Here is a 15,528-nt window from a genome sequence, read left to right as displayed (position 1 = left end):
AGAGGGCTGCCAGATGTTCAGGTGTGTTCGCTTGGGAGGGGGCCGCGGTCTGGTGTGCACGAGCCGCGGCGTGACTCGCGGACCCTCCGCGCAGTTGATCAGCGCATGAAGAAGCGCAGCATGCTCGCCATCGCCACCCTCGCCGCCGGATTCGTCGTGGCCGCCGTCACCCCGTCCCACGCGGCGGACGAGGCACCCCTCGGCGACCTCAACGTCTCGGACACCCTCGACTCGGCCGGCCACCTCGTCGCCCAGGACAGCCTGGACGTCGACCACGGCGCCCTCGGACACGAGTAACCCCCGGCCGCGTACGGCGTGCGTGCCGGTGCCCCCGCCGTGGGGGGCGCCGGCACTCCCGTGTGCGCGCGGACAGGCGCCCTCAACGGGAGGGGGTTTCCGTGGCAGGGTGGAGCGGGCAAGCCTCAGGGGGCCGACACAGGAGGGGGAGTCCGTGACCGTCGTCTGGATCAACGGCGCGTTCGGCGCGGGGAAGACCACCACGGCACGCGAACTGATCGAACTGATCCCGAACAGCGCGCTCTTCGACCCCGAGGTCCTCGGCGGGGCGCTCACGCACCTGCTGCCGCCCAAGCACCTCGCCGAGGTCGGCGACTTCCAGGACCTGCCGATCTGGCGCCGGCTGGTGGTCGACACCGCCGCCGCGATGCTCGCCGAGCTGGGCGGCACCCTCGTGGTGCCCATGACCCTGCTCCGCCAGGAGTACCGGGACGAGATCTTCGGCGGCCTCGCCGCCCGCCGGATCACCGTGCACCATCTGCTGCTCGCCCCGGCCGAAACGATCCTGCGCGAGCGGATAGCCGAGCGGGAGCTCCCGCCCGACCTGCCCGACGGCGAGATACGCGTACGCCAGTGGTCCTACGACCACATCGAGCCCTACCGCGCCGCCCTCGCCTCCTGGCTCACCGCCGACGCCCACCCGGTCGACACCAGCGGCCTCACCCCGTACGAGACCGCCGTCCGCATCGCCGACGCCGTCGGCAGCGGGGCCGTACCCGTCTGCGACATCGTCCAGACCCCCGAGCCGACCGCCGAGACGCTCGCCGCCGGCGTGCTGCTCTTCGACGAGGACGACCGGGTGTTGCTGGTCGACCCCACCTACAAGCCCGGCTGGGAGTTCCCCGGTGGCGTGGTGGAGCGGGGCGAGGCCCCGGCCCGCGCCGGGATGCGCGAGGTCGCCGAGGAGACCGGGATACACCTGCGCGAGGTGCCCCGGCTGCTCGTCGTGGACTGGGAGCGGCCCGTGCCACCCGGGTTCGGCGGGCTGCGGCTGCTGTTCGACGGGGGCCGGCTGGAGTCCGGGGAGGCGTCCCGGGTGCTGCTGCCCGGCCCGGAACTGCGCGCCTGGCGGTTCGCCACGGAGCAGGAGGCCGCCGCGATGCTGCCACCCGTCCGCTATGAGCGGCTGCGCTGGGCGCTGCGCGCCCGGGAGCGGGGCAGCGCGCTCTACCTGGAGGCGGGCGTGCCGGTGGGCTGACCCGGAGCCGCGACGATCGAGCGGAGTGCGGCGGTGGCGCCGCTCAGCACCGGATCGCCGTGGCCGAAGCAGGCCACCTCCGCCCCGAGGTCCGCGAGACGGCCGATCGAGGCGAGCAGTCGGGCCCGGTCCAGGTTGAACACCCCGGCCATCGGCGTTCCGTCGTCCGGTGCCGCCGCCACCGTGTCCCCGGTGAAGAGCACCCCGTACGCGGGCAGGAACAGCGCGATGCTGCCGTCCGTGTGCCCCGGGACGTGCACCACCCGCGCCCCGCCGCCGAAGCCGAGGACGTCCCCGTCCGTCACCTCGGTGAGGGCGGGCGGGGGCACCGGCGGGCCCTCGGGCAGGCGCCGGGCCGCCTCCGCGCAGATCGGCAGCTCCCACTCCTCGAACCGTGGCGGCGGACCCGGCCGTTCACCCCGCACGAACGGTGCGTCCAGCGGGTGCGCCAGCACCTCCGCCCCGCTCAGCGCGGCGAACTCGCCCGCCCCGCCCACGTGGTCCTCGTGGAAGTGGGTCAGGACGATGCGTCGTACGTCCTGCGGGGCGCGGCCCAGAGCGGTGATCGCGTCGGCGATCGTCCGGCCGGAGCCGACCAGACCCGCGTCGACCAGGGTCAGTTCGCCGCCGTCGCGCCAGAGGTAGGCCTGGCCGACCGGGAAGCGCAACAGGTGCAGGCGGGGCAGCAGTTCGATGACGTCCATGCGCCGACCGTAGGGAGGGCCTCCGGCCGGGGACGAGGTCCCTCTGCCATGGGCAGAACGGTTCAGCTCGCCGCGTAGTTGCGCAGGAACAGCGCCTCCGCGACCGACAGCCGCTCCAGCTCCTCGGGGGACACGCTCTCGTTGACCGCGTGGATCTGCGCTTCCGGCTCGCTCAGCCCGATGAGCAGGATCTCCGCCTTCGGGTAGAGGCCGGCGAGCGTGTTGCACAGCGGGATGGAGCCGCCCTGGCCCGCGTAACTCATGGTCTCGCCCGGGTAGGCCACCGCCATCGCGTCGGCCATCGCCTGGTAGGCGGGGCTGGAGGTGTCGGCGCGGAACGGCTGGCCCTGGCCGATCTGCTCGGTGCTGACCCGGGCGCCCCACGGGGTGTGCGCCTCGACGTGCGCCTGGAGCAGCCGGGTGGCCTCCGCCGCGTCCACGCCCGGCGGCACCCGCAGGCTGATCAGGGCGCGGGCACTGGACTGCACCGACGGGGTGGCGCCCACGACCGGCGGGCAGTCGATGCCGAGGACGGTGACCGCCGGGCGGGCCCAGATGCGGTCGGCGACCGAACCGCCACCGATCAGCTCGACGCCGTCCAGCACCTTGGCGTCCGTGCGGAACTGCTCCTCGGCGTACTCCAGACCGTCCCACCGGGCCGTGGCGTCCAGGCCGTCGACCGTGGTGGAGCCGTCCTCGGCGCGCAGCGAGTCCAGCACCCGGATCAGCGCGGCCAGCGCGTCCGGCGCGGCGCCGCCGAACTGGCCCGAGTGCAGGTTGCCGGCCAGGGTGTCGATCCGCACCCGGACCATGGTCATGCCGCGCAGCGTGGTGGTCACCGTCGGCAGGCCGGCCCGGAAGTTGCCCGCGTCGCCGATGACGATGGTGTCCGCCTCCAGCAACTCGGGGTGCTGCTCGGCGTACCGCTCCAGGCCGCCCGTGCCCTGCTCCTCCGAGCCCTCCACGATCATCTTCACGTGCACCGGGACGCCGCCGTTCGCCTTGAGGGCGCGCAGCGCGAGCAGGTGCATGATGAAGCCGCCCTTGCAGTCGGCGGTCCCACGGCCGTACCAGCGGCCGTCGCGCTCGGTCAGCTCGAACGGCGGGGTGGCCCAGCCGGCCTCGTCCAGCGGGGGCTGCACGTCGTAGTGCGCGTACAGCAGAACCGTTTTCGCACCTTCCGGGCCCGGGAGGTGGCCGTACACGGACCGCGTGCCGTCCGGGGTGTCCAGCAGGGCCACGTCCGTGAAGCCCTCGGCGCGCAGTGCGTCGGCTGTCCAGTCCGCGGCGGCGTCGCTCTCGCTCTTCGGGAACTGCGCGAAGTCCGCCACCGACTTGAAGGCGACCAGTTCGGCCAGCTCCGCCTTCGCCCGGGGCAGCAGCGAGGCGACGGTCTCGGCGACCGGATTCGACGGCATGGGCACGCTCCTCGTAGGTGCGACGTTGTACGGGGTGGGACCGATCCTCCCACAGTGGCCTGCGCGGAAGGCCGCCGTAGGATGCGACAGGACACTCGGCAACGGCTTGATCGGAGCGGTAGACCATCGTGAGCGGCGAGAACTCTTCGGCGGACGACGTGCAGCGGGTCTGGGACGTCGTCGTGGTGGGCGCGGGCCCCGCGGGCGCCTCGGCCGCCTACGCGGCGGCGGTCGCGGGACGGCGCGTGCTGTTGCTGGAGAAGGCCGAGTTGCCCCGCTACAAGACGTGCGGCGGTGGCATCATCGGCCCCTCGCGCGACGCGCTGCCGCCCGGCTTCGAGCTGCCCTTCCGGGACCGGGTGCACGCGGTCACCTTCTCCAACAACGGCCGCTTCACCCGCACCCGCCGTTCCAAGCAGATGCTGTTCGGGCTGATCAACCGCCCCGAGTTCGACCAGCAACTGGTCGAGCACGCCCAGAAGGCGGGCGCCGAGCTGCGTACGGGCGTCACCGTGCAGCGGGTCGAGCAGCACGGCTCGGCGGTGCCGGACCGGCGCACGGTCGCCGTCGTCCTCCAGGGCGGGGAGACGGTGCTGGCCCGCGCGGTCGTCGGCGCCGACGGCAGCGCCAGCCGGATAGGAGCCCACGTCGGCGTGAAGCTCGACCAGGTCGACCTCGGCCTGGAGGCGGAGATCCCGGTGCCGGAGACGGTCGCCGAGGACTGGAAGGGCCGGGTCCTCATCGACTGGGGCCCGATGCCGGGCAGTTACGGCTGGGTCTTCCCGAAGGGCGACACGCTGACGGTCGGCGTGATCTCCGCGCGCGGTGAGGGCGCCGCCACCAAGCGGTACCTGGAGGACTTCATCGCCCGGCTGGGTCTCGCCGGCTTCGAGCCCGCCATCTCCTCCGGGCACCTGACCCGCTGCCGCGCCGACGACTCGCCGCTGTCCCGGGGCCGGGTGCTGGTCTGCGGGGATGCGGCCGGCCTGCTGGAGCCGTGGACCCGCGAGGGCATTTCCTTCGCGCTGCGCTCGGGCCGGCTGGCGGGGGAGTGGGCGGTCCGGATCGCCGAGGCGCACGACGCCGTCGACACCCGCCGCCAGGCCCTGAACTACGCGTTCGCGATCAAGGCGGGGCTCGGCGTCGAGATGAGCGTCGGCAAGCGGATGCTGGCGGTGTTCGAGAAGCGCCCCGGCCTCTTCCACGCGGCCCTCACCGGGTTCCGCCCGGCCTGGCGGGCGTTCCGGGACATCACCCAGGGCTCCACCTCGCTGGGCGAGCTCGTCCGCTCCCACCCGATCGCCCAGCGCGCCCTGAGCGCGTTCGACCGGGGCCAGGCCGCCTCGGCGGAGGAGTCCGTCAGTTCGTGACGGTGATGCGGAAGACGGGGTGGTCGGGGGCGATCCGGCGCAGCTCCGCGTCCGGGGAGTCGGGGCCGACGCCGTTGAAGAAGACCCCGACCTCCGCCTTCCAGCGCTTGAGGTAGGCCCGCAGCAGCGGGACCTTGTCGTCGTCGGCGACCTCGGTCGCGGTGAAGACGTCCACGTTCTTGCCGAGCCGCAGTTCGCCGCCGCCGGCCGCGCGCATGTTCCGGGTCCACTGGACGTGGCCGCGCGGGGCCAGCAGGTACTGCTGCCCGTCCACCGTCAGCAGGTTGACCGGCGTGGTGCGCCACTGCCCGCTCTTGCGCCCCCGCACCGCGAGGACCCGGGAGCCCCAGACGCTGATGCCGCGCCGGGTGAGCCAGGAGACGGCCCGGTTGAAGACGTTGACGGTGAACCAGCCCGGCTGTACGACGTGTGTCGACATGGTGACCCCCACGGTTTGAGAGAGCGGTGCTCTCGCTCGACTCCAGTGTGGGGGAGAGAGGTGCTCCGGAGCAAGAGCAGTGCTCTCTTTTTTGTCCGCCGCTCTCGTCTGTGTGCACCGCTCTCCCGCATGGCACACTGCTGGCATGACCACCGCACAAGGTGCCCGCGCCCGGGCCAGGCAGGAAGTCACCGCAGCCATCAAGGAGGCGGCGCGCAGACAGCTCGCGGCGGAGGGCGCGGCCAAGCTCTCCCTGCGGGCCGTGGCCCGTGAGCTGGGCATGGTCTCGTCGGCCCTGTACCGCTACTTCCCCAGCCGGGACGACCTGCTGACCGCCCTGATCATCGACGCCTACGACGCTGTCGGCGAGGCGGCCGAGCGGGCCCGGGACGCCGTGGCCGACGCCCCGCCGCCGGCCCGCTGGATCGCCGTGTGCGAGGCGGTACGCGACTGGGCGCTCGCCCATCCGCACGAGTACGCGCTGATCTACGGCTCGCCCGTGCCCGGCTACTCCGCCCCCGAGACCACCGTCCCGGCCGCGGCCCGCGTCGGCATGGTCTTCATCGGCATCGTGCGGGACGCCCGCGAGGGTCCGGGCCTGTCCGCGCTCTCCGTCCCGGCCGACCTGCGTCCCGAGGGCGCGCGCATGGTCGCCGACTTCGCCGCCGACGTACCGCCGGAGGCCGCGGTGGCGTTGGTGGCGGCCTGGGCCCAGCTGTTCGGACTGATCGGCTTCGAACTGTTCGGCCAGTTCAACCGGGTGGTGGAGGACCGGGAGACGTTCTTCCGCCACGCGGCCGGACGGCTGGCGGAGGGGGTGGGGCTGGGGCGGGGGTGAGTGGGGCGTCGCCCCCTTCAGGGTGGTGTGGCGGCGGATCTCCTGCCGGGCCGGTCGCGGCCGTGGCTCGACTGAGCACCAGGGTGCTCTCCGAGCCGGTCACACAGGAGATTCCAAGCGTTCTCTGCTCGTCGCGGCAGCGGCATTCGCCCTGATCACGGCAAGCGCCGGTGCCGGCGCCGCCGAGACGGCCCACGAAAGCGCGGCCTGGGAGTGCGCGCGGGACGTGTGCCTCCGGGTGAGCAAGACCCCTGGGCACAGGGACGCGCACGGATGCAACCACGAGGTCTGCGTCAACGTGGTCGGCAACGCGTCCGGCTACACGACGAGCGGCTACTACAGCGGCGCGAACCGGTTCTACGGCCACATCGACGTGTGGGGCCCCGGCATGAGGGTGGAAGGCAAGGACAGTGCCTACCCCGGCGTCGCGGGGAAGGGCCGGGGAACCGGCCAGACCTGTGCCGAGGGCTGGGAGCTGGACAACGGCAGGTACACCTCCGTGGGGCTGCCCTGCAAGGACGTCACCTGACCGCCCGGGCCTCTCCCCGGCCGGGGCCGGGTCGGGTTGCGCGCTGACGCGGGCGGCACCGGACCGCGGCGGGGTGCCCCGGTGCCGGACCACGCCCACCGTGGACCGTCCCGACCCGGCGCCGGTCGGCCGCCCGGCTCGCCCCGCCGCTGCTTCCGCCGGGGTCCGGGATGCGGGGTCCCGTCCGGTGTGCGGGATGCGGGGTCCGCCTGGCGTCCGGGGCGGGGAGTCCGCCTGGCGTCGGGGACGGGCAGTCCCCGCCTCGCGTCCGGGATGCGGAGTCCCGTCCGGCGTCCGGGGCGTGGGGTCCCGCCTGGCGTCGGGGATGCGGGGTCCCGCCTCGCGTCCGGGCCGGGGAGTCCCGCCTGGCGTCGGGGATGCGGAGTCCGTTCGGCGTACTGGGCGCGGAGTCCCGACCGGCGACGCCCCCGTGGACCGCGTCACCCCGGCGTCCTTAAGGCGCGTACTCCCCCGGGAGTATCTGTGAGCACCTCGCCCGGCTGACGTCGTCCCGGTGCGTCGGCGTCTAGCGTGGCCCGCATGAACGAGCAGCACGGCGGCGGCCCCTCGCACTGGTGGCGGTACGGGCCGCCGGGGTGGAACCGCCCGGACCAGGCCGCGACGCACCGCGCCCGGCCGCCGTGGCGTTCCACCGTGCTGCTCACCGCGTTCGTGCTGGCCGGCAGCGACTTCGCCGCGCACGCCCAGCCGGACCGGGTGCCGCTCGACGGCTACGCGCGCGTGCTGCTGCTCGTCGCCTCGGCCCTGTTGTTGTGGCGGCATCGCCACCCGGTGGCCGTGGCGTTCGGCACGTCCGCCGCGACCCTCGCCTATCTGGCCCTCGGCCACCCGTACGGACCGGTCTTCCTCACCGTGGCGGTCGGCTGCTTCGGCGCGGTCGTCGCCGGACACCGGCGGGCGGCCTGGGCCGCCGTGACCCTGCTGTGGGCGGGACACGTCCTGGTCGCGCTCTGGCTGTACCGATGGCTCCCGCCCGCCGGGGACCGCGGCGCGGGCATCGGCCAGGAGATCGTCGTCGTCACCTGGGTGCTGGCCGTCGTCGCCCTCGCCGAGCTGGCCCGGGTGCGGCGCGAACAGTGGGCACGGGAGCGCGCGGACCGCGCGGAGGCGGCGCGACGGCGCGCGGACGAGGAGCGGCTGCGCATCGCCCGCGAGCTGCACGACGTCCTCGCCCACAGCATCTCCGTCATCAACGTCCAGGCCGGCATGGGACTCGCGCTGCTGGACAGCGACCCCGAGCAGGCGCGGGCCGCGCTCACCACGATCAAGGCCGCCAGCAAGGAGGCGCTCGGCGAGGTGCGCCAGGTCCTCGGCACCCTGCGCGCCCCGGGCGCCGCGCCGCGCGCTCCCGCGCCCGGTCTGGACCGGCTGCCGGAACTGGTGGAGCAGGCCGCGGCGGCCGGCCTGACCGTCGACACCGAGGGCGAGCCGCCCCGGTTGCCACCGGGCGCCGGCCTGGCCGCCTTCCGCATCGTGCAGGAGGCCCTCACCAACGTCGTACGCCACTCCGGTTCACGGCACGCGCGCGTGCGCCTCGCGTACGCCGACGGCGTTCTGCGGCTGCGGATCGACGACGACGGACCGGCGACCGGCGCGGACGCCGGGGGCGGCGGCAACGGGCTGGCCGGCATGCGGGAGCGGGCCGCCGCACTGGGTGGCACCATCGAGGCGGGCCCGCGCCCCGACGGCGGTTTCCGGGTGCTCGCCGTCCTGCCGTCGCACCTCGGGGAGGACCAGTGATCCGGGTACTGCTGGCCGACGACCAGTCGCTGGTGCGCGCAGGTTTCCGGGCGCTGCTCGACGCCCAGCCGGACATCGAGGTGGCCGGCGAGGCGGCCGACGGCGAGGAGGCGCTGCGCCGGGTGCGCGAACTGCGGCCGGACGTCGTGCTCATGGACATCCGCATGCCGCTGCTGGACGGTCTGGCCGCGACCCGGCGCATCACCTCCGACCCGGCGCCGGCGGACGTGAAGGTGGTCATGCTCACCACCTTCGAAGTGGACGAGTACGTCTTCGAGGCCATCCGCGCGGGTGCCTCCGGCTTCCTGGTGAAGGACACCGAGCCGGACGAACTCCTGCGCGCCGTAAGGGCGGTGGTCGAGGGGGACGCGCTGCTGTCGCCGGGCGTCACGCGCCGGCTGATCGCCGAGTTCGCGGCGCGGTCCAAGCAACCCGCGGCTGCGGACGCGCTCGCCCGGCTCACCGAGCGGGAGCGGGAAGTGATGGCGCTGGTCGGCATCGGCCTGTCCAACGAGGAGATCGCCCGCCGGCTGGTGGTCAGCCCGCTCACGGCCAAGACGCACGTGAGCCGGACCATGGTGAAGCTGGGCGCCCGGGACCGCGCCCAACTCGTCGTCCTCGCCTACGAGTCGGGGTTGGTACGGCCCGGCTGGCTAGGCTGAGACGTCCGCCGGAAGCGCACCAGCACGCTGACCACCCGGGCCACGAACACGACCGACGCGACCGTCATGCCGAGCCGCAGCAGGACCTTCGAAGGGAGGTCGGGCAGGTCGAAGAGGAGCGTGGGCCCGGCCACGGCCCCGAACAGCACCGCCGCCGCGAACGCGGCGCTGACGAGCGCGTAGCCGGTCTCGACCGTCGCCGCGTCCTGCTCCGCCTTGGTCCGGCGGCCCCCGTATGCGTACATTCCGTCAGTTTCGCAGGCGTGCGCCCGGCGGGACAAGCGGTTCCCGCCGGGCGCACGCGCGGAGGCGCCCCCCTTCCCGGTCTTCGCTAGTCACCGACCGGTACGCGGTCCACGTCCGCCTCCTGCACGGTGGACCTGGCGACCACGACCGACCGTCCCTGGCGGGACCGGCGCAGCCCGGTGAGCGACAGCAGCAGCCCCACGACGGCCATGGCCGCGACCACGACCAGACCGGGCCGGTAGCTGTCCAGGACGGCCTGCGGGGTGGCCTGCGCGGGAGCGTGCGCGGTCACCACCGCCGTCACGACGGCCAGGAAGAGCGCGCCGCCCACCTGCACCGAGGTGTTGAGCAGACCGGAGACCATGCCCTGCTCGTGCTCGTCCACGCCGTTGGTGGCCTGGACGTTGAGGGACGGGAAGGTCAGCGCGAAGCCCGAGCCGACCAGCAGCATGGTCGGCAGGATCACCGCCGCGTAGACCGGGTGCAGGTCGACACGCAGGAACAGCGCGTACCCGACCGCCAGCAGGACGAAGCCGAGCACGATCAGCCGCGCGGTGCCGAACCGGTCGATGACGGCCCCGACCTTGGTCGCGGAGAGCGCCACCAGCGCGCCCGCCGGCAGGAACGCCAGCGCCGTGTGCAGGGCCGACCAGCCCAGCACCTGCTGCATGTAGAGCGTGACCAGGAACTGGAACCCCGTGTAGCTGCCGACGAACGTCAACGCGCCCAGCTGGGCCCGGACCTGCGGCCCGGAGCGCAGCACCCCGAGCCGGACCAGCGGGCTCGGGCTGCGCAGCTCGACGAGCACGAAGGCGACCAGCATGACGGCGACGGCGACGAAGGACAGGAGCGTCCGGGCCGAGGCCCAGCCGGTCCCGGGCGCCTCGACGACGGTGAACACCAGCAGCAGCATCGAGGCGGTGCCGAGGACGGCACCCGGGATGTCGTAGCCGCCGTGGTCGCGTTCGCGCGCGGTGCGCGGCAGCAGCCTCGTGCCCACGAGCAGGGCGAGCAGTGCGACCGGGGCGGGCAGCAGCATGGTGAACCGCCAGCTGGCCTCGGTGAGCAGCCCGGAGAAGACGAGGCCCATGGAGTAGCCGGCGGCGGCGCAGGTGGTGTAGATCGACAGGGCCCGGTTGCGCAGCGGGCCCTCCGGGAACGTCGTGGTGATGATCGACAGGCCCGCCGGTGCCGTGAAGGCCGCGCTCAGGCCCTTGATGAAGCGGCTGGCGATCAGCAGCGGGCCGGAGTCCACGAGTCCGCCGAGCAGCGAGGCCAGTGCGAAGACACCCAGCGCCACCAGGAACACCTGGCGCCGGCCGAGCAGGTCCGCGGTCCGGCCGCCGAGGAGGAGCAGGCCGCCGTAGCCCAGGATGTAGCCGCTGACGACCCATTGCAGGGTCGACGTGGACAGGCCGAGATCGGAACCGATGGAGGGCAGCGCGACGCCGACCATCGACACGTCCAGCGCGTCCAGGAACATCGCGGCGCACAGCACCAGCAGGGTGCCCCACAGTCCGGGTGTCCAGCGGACCGCCGCGGACGGGGTCGCGGAGGTGGTGAGCGGAGAGGTCATGCGGCGAACACTTACATGCACATGCATGAGATGCAAGTGCATTTAATGATGATGCAATAAATGCGTTTGTCTGCTACGGTGCGCTCATGGCGGCGAAGAAGCAGCCCGAACAGGCGCTCGTGGAGCAGTGGCGGGACATCCTGGCCCTGCATGCCCGCACCCAGTGCGAAGTGGACCGGGCGCTGCACGGGCACGGACTGTGCGCGAGCGACTTCGAGGTGCTCGACCTGCTGGCCGAGGGCACGGCCGCGGACGGCGGCTCCGCCTACCGGGTGCAGGAGATCTCCGACCGGGTCCACCTCAGCCAGAGCGCGCTGTCCCGGCTCATCGGCCGCCTGGAGAAGGACGGCCTGGTCGAGCGCGCCATGTGTCCGGAGGACCGGCGCGGGGTGCGGGTGGTCCTCACGGCGAAGGGACGCGCGCTGCACGGCGAGGTACGGCCGGTGCAGCGCGCGGTGCTGGCCAGGATGCTGGCCGAGGCGGACTGAGGGGTCTCGGTGGCGGTGAGGGCTGTCGGGTGGTCGGACACCGGACCCTGAAGCCCGGACCCGGGAGGCCGGAACGAGCGGCCGTCGACGGTCGTCAGATCCGGGACCGCTCCCGCCACAGGGCCGCGAGTGACGGGTCGCCGGTCATGTGCGGCACCGCCGTCCGGTTCCACGGCGCCAGGTACAACTGATCGGCCGGCCCCGAGAGTTCGGCCTCGGCCGGGCCCTGCTCCGCCCGTACGGTCACCGGCGGCCCGTCACCGAGCCGCACCGTCCACACCGCGTCCGGCCCCGCGTCCACCGCGCGCACCCGGAGCGTACGCGGCTCCTCGGTGCGCATCCGGCTGCGAGGGCGGGCGTGGAAGCCGCGCAGCAGTTCGTCGATGCCGTCCACCGCGAACTCCGGCGCGATCGGGGACGGCGTGCCGCCGCGCGCCGCCTCGGCGTCGTAGCGGTGCACGGTCGTCTCGTGCGCCTGCCGCCGGGTCCAGAACGCCAGCGACGAGGGGCTCGGCGCGGGGTGGAAGGTCCAGCACTCCAGGTCGACGGGCGCGGCGGCCAGCGTCTCCACCAGCAGGCGGTGACCGTCCCGGTACCAGGCCACCAGTTCGGCCCCGTCCCGCGCCGGCGGCTCGCCCGGGGGCCGGGGGGTGGTGTGCCCCTCGGCGACCAAGGCGGCGGCCCACCGGTGCACCGTGCCGGTGTGCCGTACCAGGTCCCGCACCTGCCACTCCGGGCACGTCGGCACCTTGGCTTCGGTCCCCGCGGCGGCGGCGGCCGTCGCCAGCAGTCCACCCTCGCGGTCCAGGATCTGAAGGAACTCGGCAGTCTCCATGGGCTGAGTGTGCCGGATGGAGCGGGCTCCAGCGGGCATGCGTGCACGGCGCGAGCGGCCGGCAAGACGCCGGTGACGACCGTTCCGCCGGCCTCGGGCGCCTCCGGGCGGCAAGGCTCGGACACGCCCGCGCCGCCCGGCGCCTCGGCTCGGCCCCCGCAGGGCGCGGCGGCGAGCCGGGGTTCGCCGACCGTGACGACGACGGCGGCGGTACGGCGATCACGCTGCACGCGATCCGCGTGGCGCGCGGGTCGGCCACCAGCGCTGACGGCATCGACAGGCGGTGCGGCGGCGGCCTCCGCCGGCGCACTCAGTCCGCGAGGGCGCCCATGGGGTCCCAGGCGGGCAGGACGATCGGCGGCTGGCCGAGGGCGGCGGCCAGCTCCGGCGGCAGCGCGGAGCGGCGCACGGCGATCTCGAAGACATGCTCGCCGAACCACGAGTCGTTCATGGTCCAGAAGCCCTTGTCGGCATTCTTCTCGCCCCAGCTGTTCTCCACCCGCCAGCGGCGCGGGCTCCCGTCCACCACGTCGACGCCGGTGAACAGCATCGCGTGGGTCATCTGCGTGTCGTGGTGCAGCAGCCGGTCGGCCTTGTCCAGGGTGAACGGGGCGTCGTAGACGGCGGCGTAGTCGAAGAGCGCGGCGTCCCAGACGCCGGCGTCCGCGCGCATCATCTTGGCTACGTCGCAGCCGAACCACACCGGCTCGCCGCCGACGATCGCCTCCATGGCCAGCCGCTTCAGCAGCTCCATCGGCGCGTTGAGGTAGACGACCGGCGGGGCGTCCACGACATTGCCCAGGTACTCGACGGTGAACGTGCGGCCGACCGGGCTCGACTCCCGGGGATCGTGCACCAGGCAGACGTACTCGTCCAGCGGAAGCTGGACATAGGAGGCGGCGAACTCGGCCGGGGTGAGCCAGCCGTCGCGGTGGAACTCCTTGTCCTTGTCCTCCCACTGCCACAGGAACCGCCGCGGAGGCGTGCCGAGATGGATGCCGAGCACCCGGTGGACGGCGGCCAGCACCTCCCGCTTGTGCTCCCGCTGTGCCTCGACCCCCTCGGCGGCCAGTGCGCGCAGGTCGCGGGCGCCCTGGCGGAGCAGGGTGCCCAGGGCCCGGTTCATCGCCCGGGTCGAGGAGGAGCTGTCGGTCTCCGGCATGGCCGACTTGGGGACCAGGCCGTGCTTGGCGACGAGGGCGACGAACATGTCCCACTGGCCGCCGTCACTGATCGGGTCCGCCAGCAGGTGGGCCACCGTGCGGTCGTCCACGTCCCGGTCCGAGGTCTCGACGACGGCCTCCAGGAAGTGGTTCGCCCGCTCGAACTTGTCCCACCAGAGCAGGTAGTTCTCGGAGAACTCGAAGTCCTTCACGCCCAGCTTCCGTGCGGCGCCGACCCGGAGCAGGTTGAGTCCGGCGAACATCCAGCAACGCCCGCTCTGCTTCTGGTCGGTGGCCTTCCAGTCGTCCAGGTGGTGGGAGACCGAGTGGTCGATACCGGTGAGTATCCGCCGGTCGAGGGCGACATCGTCAACGGGCGTCCGGGTGACCGCGTTCTGCATCAGCCGGTTCACCGGGCGCGCGGTGAACTCCTTCTCGAACAGCTCCAGCTGGTCCGGCGTCAGACCGCGCTCCATGGGCCGGCGGGAGTCATCGTTTCCGAAGGTCACAGCGGTCTGCCTCCAGTTCCCGGGGCTTCGTGAGAGGAGCGCGCCCTCACCGTCGCACGGCGGTTCGGCCGGAGTCAACGGAGTGTCGAAGCTCAGCTGCCCGCTGTCCGGGGCGCCGGTCTGTACGACGGGTGGATTCCTGTGCGGATGCGTGAACGCACGGCGGATACAGGTCGGTTAATGCTTGCTCACGAGCTGGTTGCGGGCGGGTGAGCGCGCCATGATGGGCGCATGACGTTGGCCTCGCGCGCGTTCGCGCAACTGGCGACCTGGCCGGACCTGAGACAGGCCGTCCCGAGCTGCGGTCTGGGGCGGGCCGTGCGGTCGGCCCAGGGGGAGATCGCGCACTTCCACTCCGAGCGTGATGTCGACCTGCGGCTCACCGACCGGGCCGTCCGGCGGTTCGCCAAGGACCTCAGGGGCTCGGACGCCATCAGGGTCGTGCCCGGCTCGCAGTGGGTCACCCTGCGCCTGGACGCCGCGAGCGACGTCGACCTGCTGTTGACGCTGGTCAGCGTGGCGCTCCAGGCCCAGCAGCTGTGGCCCGATCCGGCGGACCGGGCGGTCGTGGGCTGCAACGACCAGCGCGGCGCGGGGTTCGTGAAGGCCGACCTCGGCGGGCTCTGAGGCGGCACCGGGAGCCGGGAGGCCGGCCGGGCCGGGGCCATCTCACACCGTCAGCACCCGGACGCCCGCCTCCTCGAACCGCCGTACCGTCTCCCGCTCCGCCGCCGTGTCCGTCACCAGCGTGTCCACCAGCTCCGTCCCGCAGATCCGGGCGAACGCCCGGCGGCCCAGCTTGCTGGAGTCGGCCGCGACCACCACCCGCTCGGCGCGCTCGCACAGCAGCCGGTTGATCGCGGCCTCCGCCTCGTCGTGCGCCGCCGCCCCGTGCACCACGTCGAAGCCGACGACACCGAGCACCGCCACGTCGAGCGTGATCCGGCCCAACACCCCGTCCGCGAGCGGGCCGACGAGCTCGTACGACTGCGCACGCGCCACCCCGCCCGTCACCACGATCTTGAACTGCGGGCGCACGGCGAGCTCGTTGGCGATGTTGAGCGCGTTGGTGACCACGGTGAGCGCCGGTGAGCCGGTGGCGAGGTCACCGCGCACGGCCAGCGCCCGGGCCACCTCCGTGGTGGTCGTCCCGCCGGTCAGTCCCACCGCCTCGCCCGGAGCGAGGAGTTCGGCCACCGCCTTGGCGACGCGCTGCTTCTCCGAGGCGCGCCGGGCCGTCTTGTAGCGCAGCGGGAGTTCGTAGGACACCCCGTGCACCACGGCCCCGCCCCGGGTGCGGACCAGCATCTGCTGTTCCGCGAGCTGGTCGAAGTCCCGGCGGATCGTCGCCGCCGACACCGCCAGCTCGGCCGCCGCGTCCTCGACCTCCAGCCGGCCGCGTTCGACGAGCAGTTCCAGCAGCGCCTGCCAGCGGGCGTCCCGGGACATCCGCCGCCTCCCTTCCGTTCGATCTCCGGCGACCCTAACGCACCCG

17 protein-coding genes are annotated in these 15,528 nt (G+C 73.4%); 9 read left to right on the top strand and 8 right to left on the bottom strand.

Going from position 1 to position 15,528, the window contains the following annotated elements; translation table 11 throughout:
* Positions 1 to 105 precede the first annotated feature (105 nt).
* Positions 106 to 297, top strand: coding sequence for a hypothetical protein (locus tag IE294_RS22965; RefSeq protein WP_041664988.1), 192 nt, complete (start codon positions 106 to 108; stop codon positions 295 to 297).
* A gap of 154 nt (positions 298 to 451) precedes the next feature.
* Positions 452 to 1,495: an NUDIX hydrolase gene (locus IE294_RS22960; RefSeq protein WP_189889023.1), complete on the top strand. Its 1,044-nt coding sequence runs from the start codon at positions 452 to 454 to the stop codon at positions 1,493 to 1,495.
* Here IE294_RS22960 and IE294_RS22955 read toward each other — a convergent pair.
* Both IE294_RS22955 and IE294_RS22950 read right to left on the bottom strand, forming a co-directional pair.
* Positions 1,465 to 2,199 (bottom strand): MBL fold metallo-hydrolase, encoded by a 735-nt coding sequence (locus IE294_RS22955; RefSeq protein WP_189889020.1) that lies wholly within the window; start codon positions 2,197 to 2,199, stop codon positions 1,465 to 1,467. The two genes, IE294_RS22960 and IE294_RS22955, sit on opposite strands and share 31 nt — an antisense overlap.
* A gap of 62 nt (positions 2,200 to 2,261) precedes the next feature.
* Positions 2,262 to 3,617, bottom strand: a complete 1,356-nt coding sequence (locus tag IE294_RS22950) for a dipeptidase (protein ID WP_189889018.1) — start codon at positions 3,615 to 3,617, stop codon at positions 2,262 to 2,264.
* Positions 3,618 to 3,745: 128 nt separating this feature from the next.
* On the opposite strand from IE294_RS22950, the gene IE294_RS22945 reads away from it, so the two are divergent.
* Positions 3,746 to 4,987, top strand: coding sequence for a geranylgeranyl reductase family protein (locus IE294_RS22945; protein WP_189889016.1), 1,242 nt, complete (start codon positions 3,746 to 3,748; stop codon positions 4,985 to 4,987).
* Here IE294_RS22945 and IE294_RS22940 read toward each other — a convergent pair.
* Positions 4,977 to 5,426 carry a nitroreductase family deazaflavin-dependent oxidoreductase gene (locus tag IE294_RS22940; RefSeq protein ID WP_189889014.1) on the bottom strand — a complete coding sequence of 150 codons (450 nt, stop codon included), beginning with the start codon at positions 5,424 to 5,426 and terminating at the stop codon, positions 4,977 to 4,979. The genes IE294_RS22945 and IE294_RS22940 overlap by 11 nt on opposite strands.
* Before the next feature lie 145 nt (positions 5,427 to 5,571).
* Here IE294_RS22940 and IE294_RS22935 point away from each other — a divergent pair, with 145 nt between their 5' ends.
* The 4 genes from IE294_RS22935 to IE294_RS22920 all read left to right on the top strand — a co-directional run bounded on the left by IE294_RS22935 (position 5,572) and on the right by IE294_RS22920 (position 9,216).
* Entirely contained in the window at positions 5,572 to 6,264 is a 693-nt protein-coding gene (locus IE294_RS22935; protein WP_189889012.1) for a TetR/AcrR family transcriptional regulator, read from the top strand.
* A gap of 238 nt (positions 6,265 to 6,502) precedes the next feature.
* Positions 6,503 to 6,793: a hypothetical protein gene (locus tag IE294_RS22930; protein WP_189889010.1), complete on the top strand. Its 291-nt coding sequence runs from the start codon at positions 6,503 to 6,505 to the stop codon at positions 6,791 to 6,793.
* 540 nt (positions 6,794 to 7,333) lie between these two features.
* Positions 7,334 to 8,554, top strand: a complete 1,221-nt coding sequence (locus IE294_RS22925) for a sensor histidine kinase (protein ID WP_189889008.1) — start codon at positions 7,334 to 7,336, stop codon at positions 8,552 to 8,554.
* The gene (locus IE294_RS22920; RefSeq protein WP_189889006.1) at positions 8,551 to 9,216 is read left to right on the top strand and encodes a response regulator transcription factor; all 666 of its coding nucleotides are present in this window, start codon (positions 8,551 to 8,553) and stop codon (positions 9,214 to 9,216) included. Before IE294_RS22925 ends, IE294_RS22920 begins: the two co-directional genes overlap by 4 nt.
* Here the strand turns inward: IE294_RS22920 and IE294_RS22915 are convergent.
* Both IE294_RS22915 and IE294_RS22910 read right to left on the bottom strand, forming a co-directional pair.
* Complete coding sequence (locus IE294_RS22915) at positions 9,177 to 9,461, bottom strand: DUF6332 family protein (protein WP_189889004.1); 285 nt, start codon at positions 9,459 to 9,461, stop codon at positions 9,177 to 9,179. The two genes, IE294_RS22920 and IE294_RS22915, sit on opposite strands and share 40 nt — an antisense overlap.
* A gap of 86 nt (positions 9,462 to 9,547) precedes the next feature.
* Positions 9,548 to 11,038, bottom strand: a complete 1,491-nt coding sequence (locus IE294_RS22910; protein WP_189889002.1) for an MFS transporter — start codon at positions 11,036 to 11,038, stop codon at positions 9,548 to 9,550.
* An 86-nt stretch (positions 11,039 to 11,124) separates the two neighbouring features.
* Between IE294_RS22910 and IE294_RS22905 the strand changes: the two genes are divergently transcribed.
* On the top strand, positions 11,125 to 11,526 hold the full coding sequence (locus tag IE294_RS22905) for a MarR family winged helix-turn-helix transcriptional regulator (RefSeq protein WP_189889000.1): 402 nt from the start codon (positions 11,125 to 11,127) through the stop codon (positions 11,524 to 11,526).
* Positions 11,527 to 11,620: 94 nt separating this feature from the next.
* On the opposite strand, the gene IE294_RS22900 is transcribed toward IE294_RS22905, so the two are convergent.
* Positions 11,621 to 12,361 (bottom strand): maleylpyruvate isomerase family mycothiol-dependent enzyme, encoded by a 741-nt coding sequence (locus IE294_RS22900; RefSeq protein ID WP_189888998.1) that lies wholly within the window; start codon positions 12,359 to 12,361, stop codon positions 11,621 to 11,623.
* 310 nt (positions 12,362 to 12,671) lie between these two features.
* On the bottom strand, positions 12,672 to 14,033 hold the full coding sequence (locus tag IE294_RS22895; RefSeq protein WP_229917301.1) for a C1 family peptidase: 1,362 nt from the start codon (positions 14,031 to 14,033) through the stop codon (positions 12,672 to 12,674).
* A 231-nt stretch (positions 14,034 to 14,264) separates the two neighbouring features.
* Between IE294_RS22895 and IE294_RS22890 the strand changes: the two genes are divergently transcribed.
* Positions 14,265 to 14,660, top strand: coding sequence for a luciferase domain-containing protein (locus IE294_RS22890; protein WP_189888996.1), 396 nt, complete (start codon positions 14,265 to 14,267; stop codon positions 14,658 to 14,660).
* Positions 14,661 to 14,702: 42 nt separating this feature from the next.
* Here IE294_RS22890 and IE294_RS22885 read toward each other — a convergent pair whose 3' ends face one another.
* Positions 14,703 to 15,482 (bottom strand): DeoR/GlpR family DNA-binding transcription regulator, encoded by a 780-nt coding sequence (locus tag IE294_RS22885; protein WP_189888994.1) that lies wholly within the window; start codon positions 15,480 to 15,482, stop codon positions 14,703 to 14,705.
* Positions 15,483 to 15,528 lie beyond the last annotated feature (46 nt).

It is taken from the genome of Streptomyces canarius, from assembly GCF_014650735.1.
Classification (GTDB): Bacteria; Actinomycetota; Actinomycetes; order Streptomycetales; family Streptomycetaceae; genus Streptomyces; species Streptomyces olivaceoviridis.
This window is presented reverse-complemented; position numbering and strand designations above follow the sequence as displayed.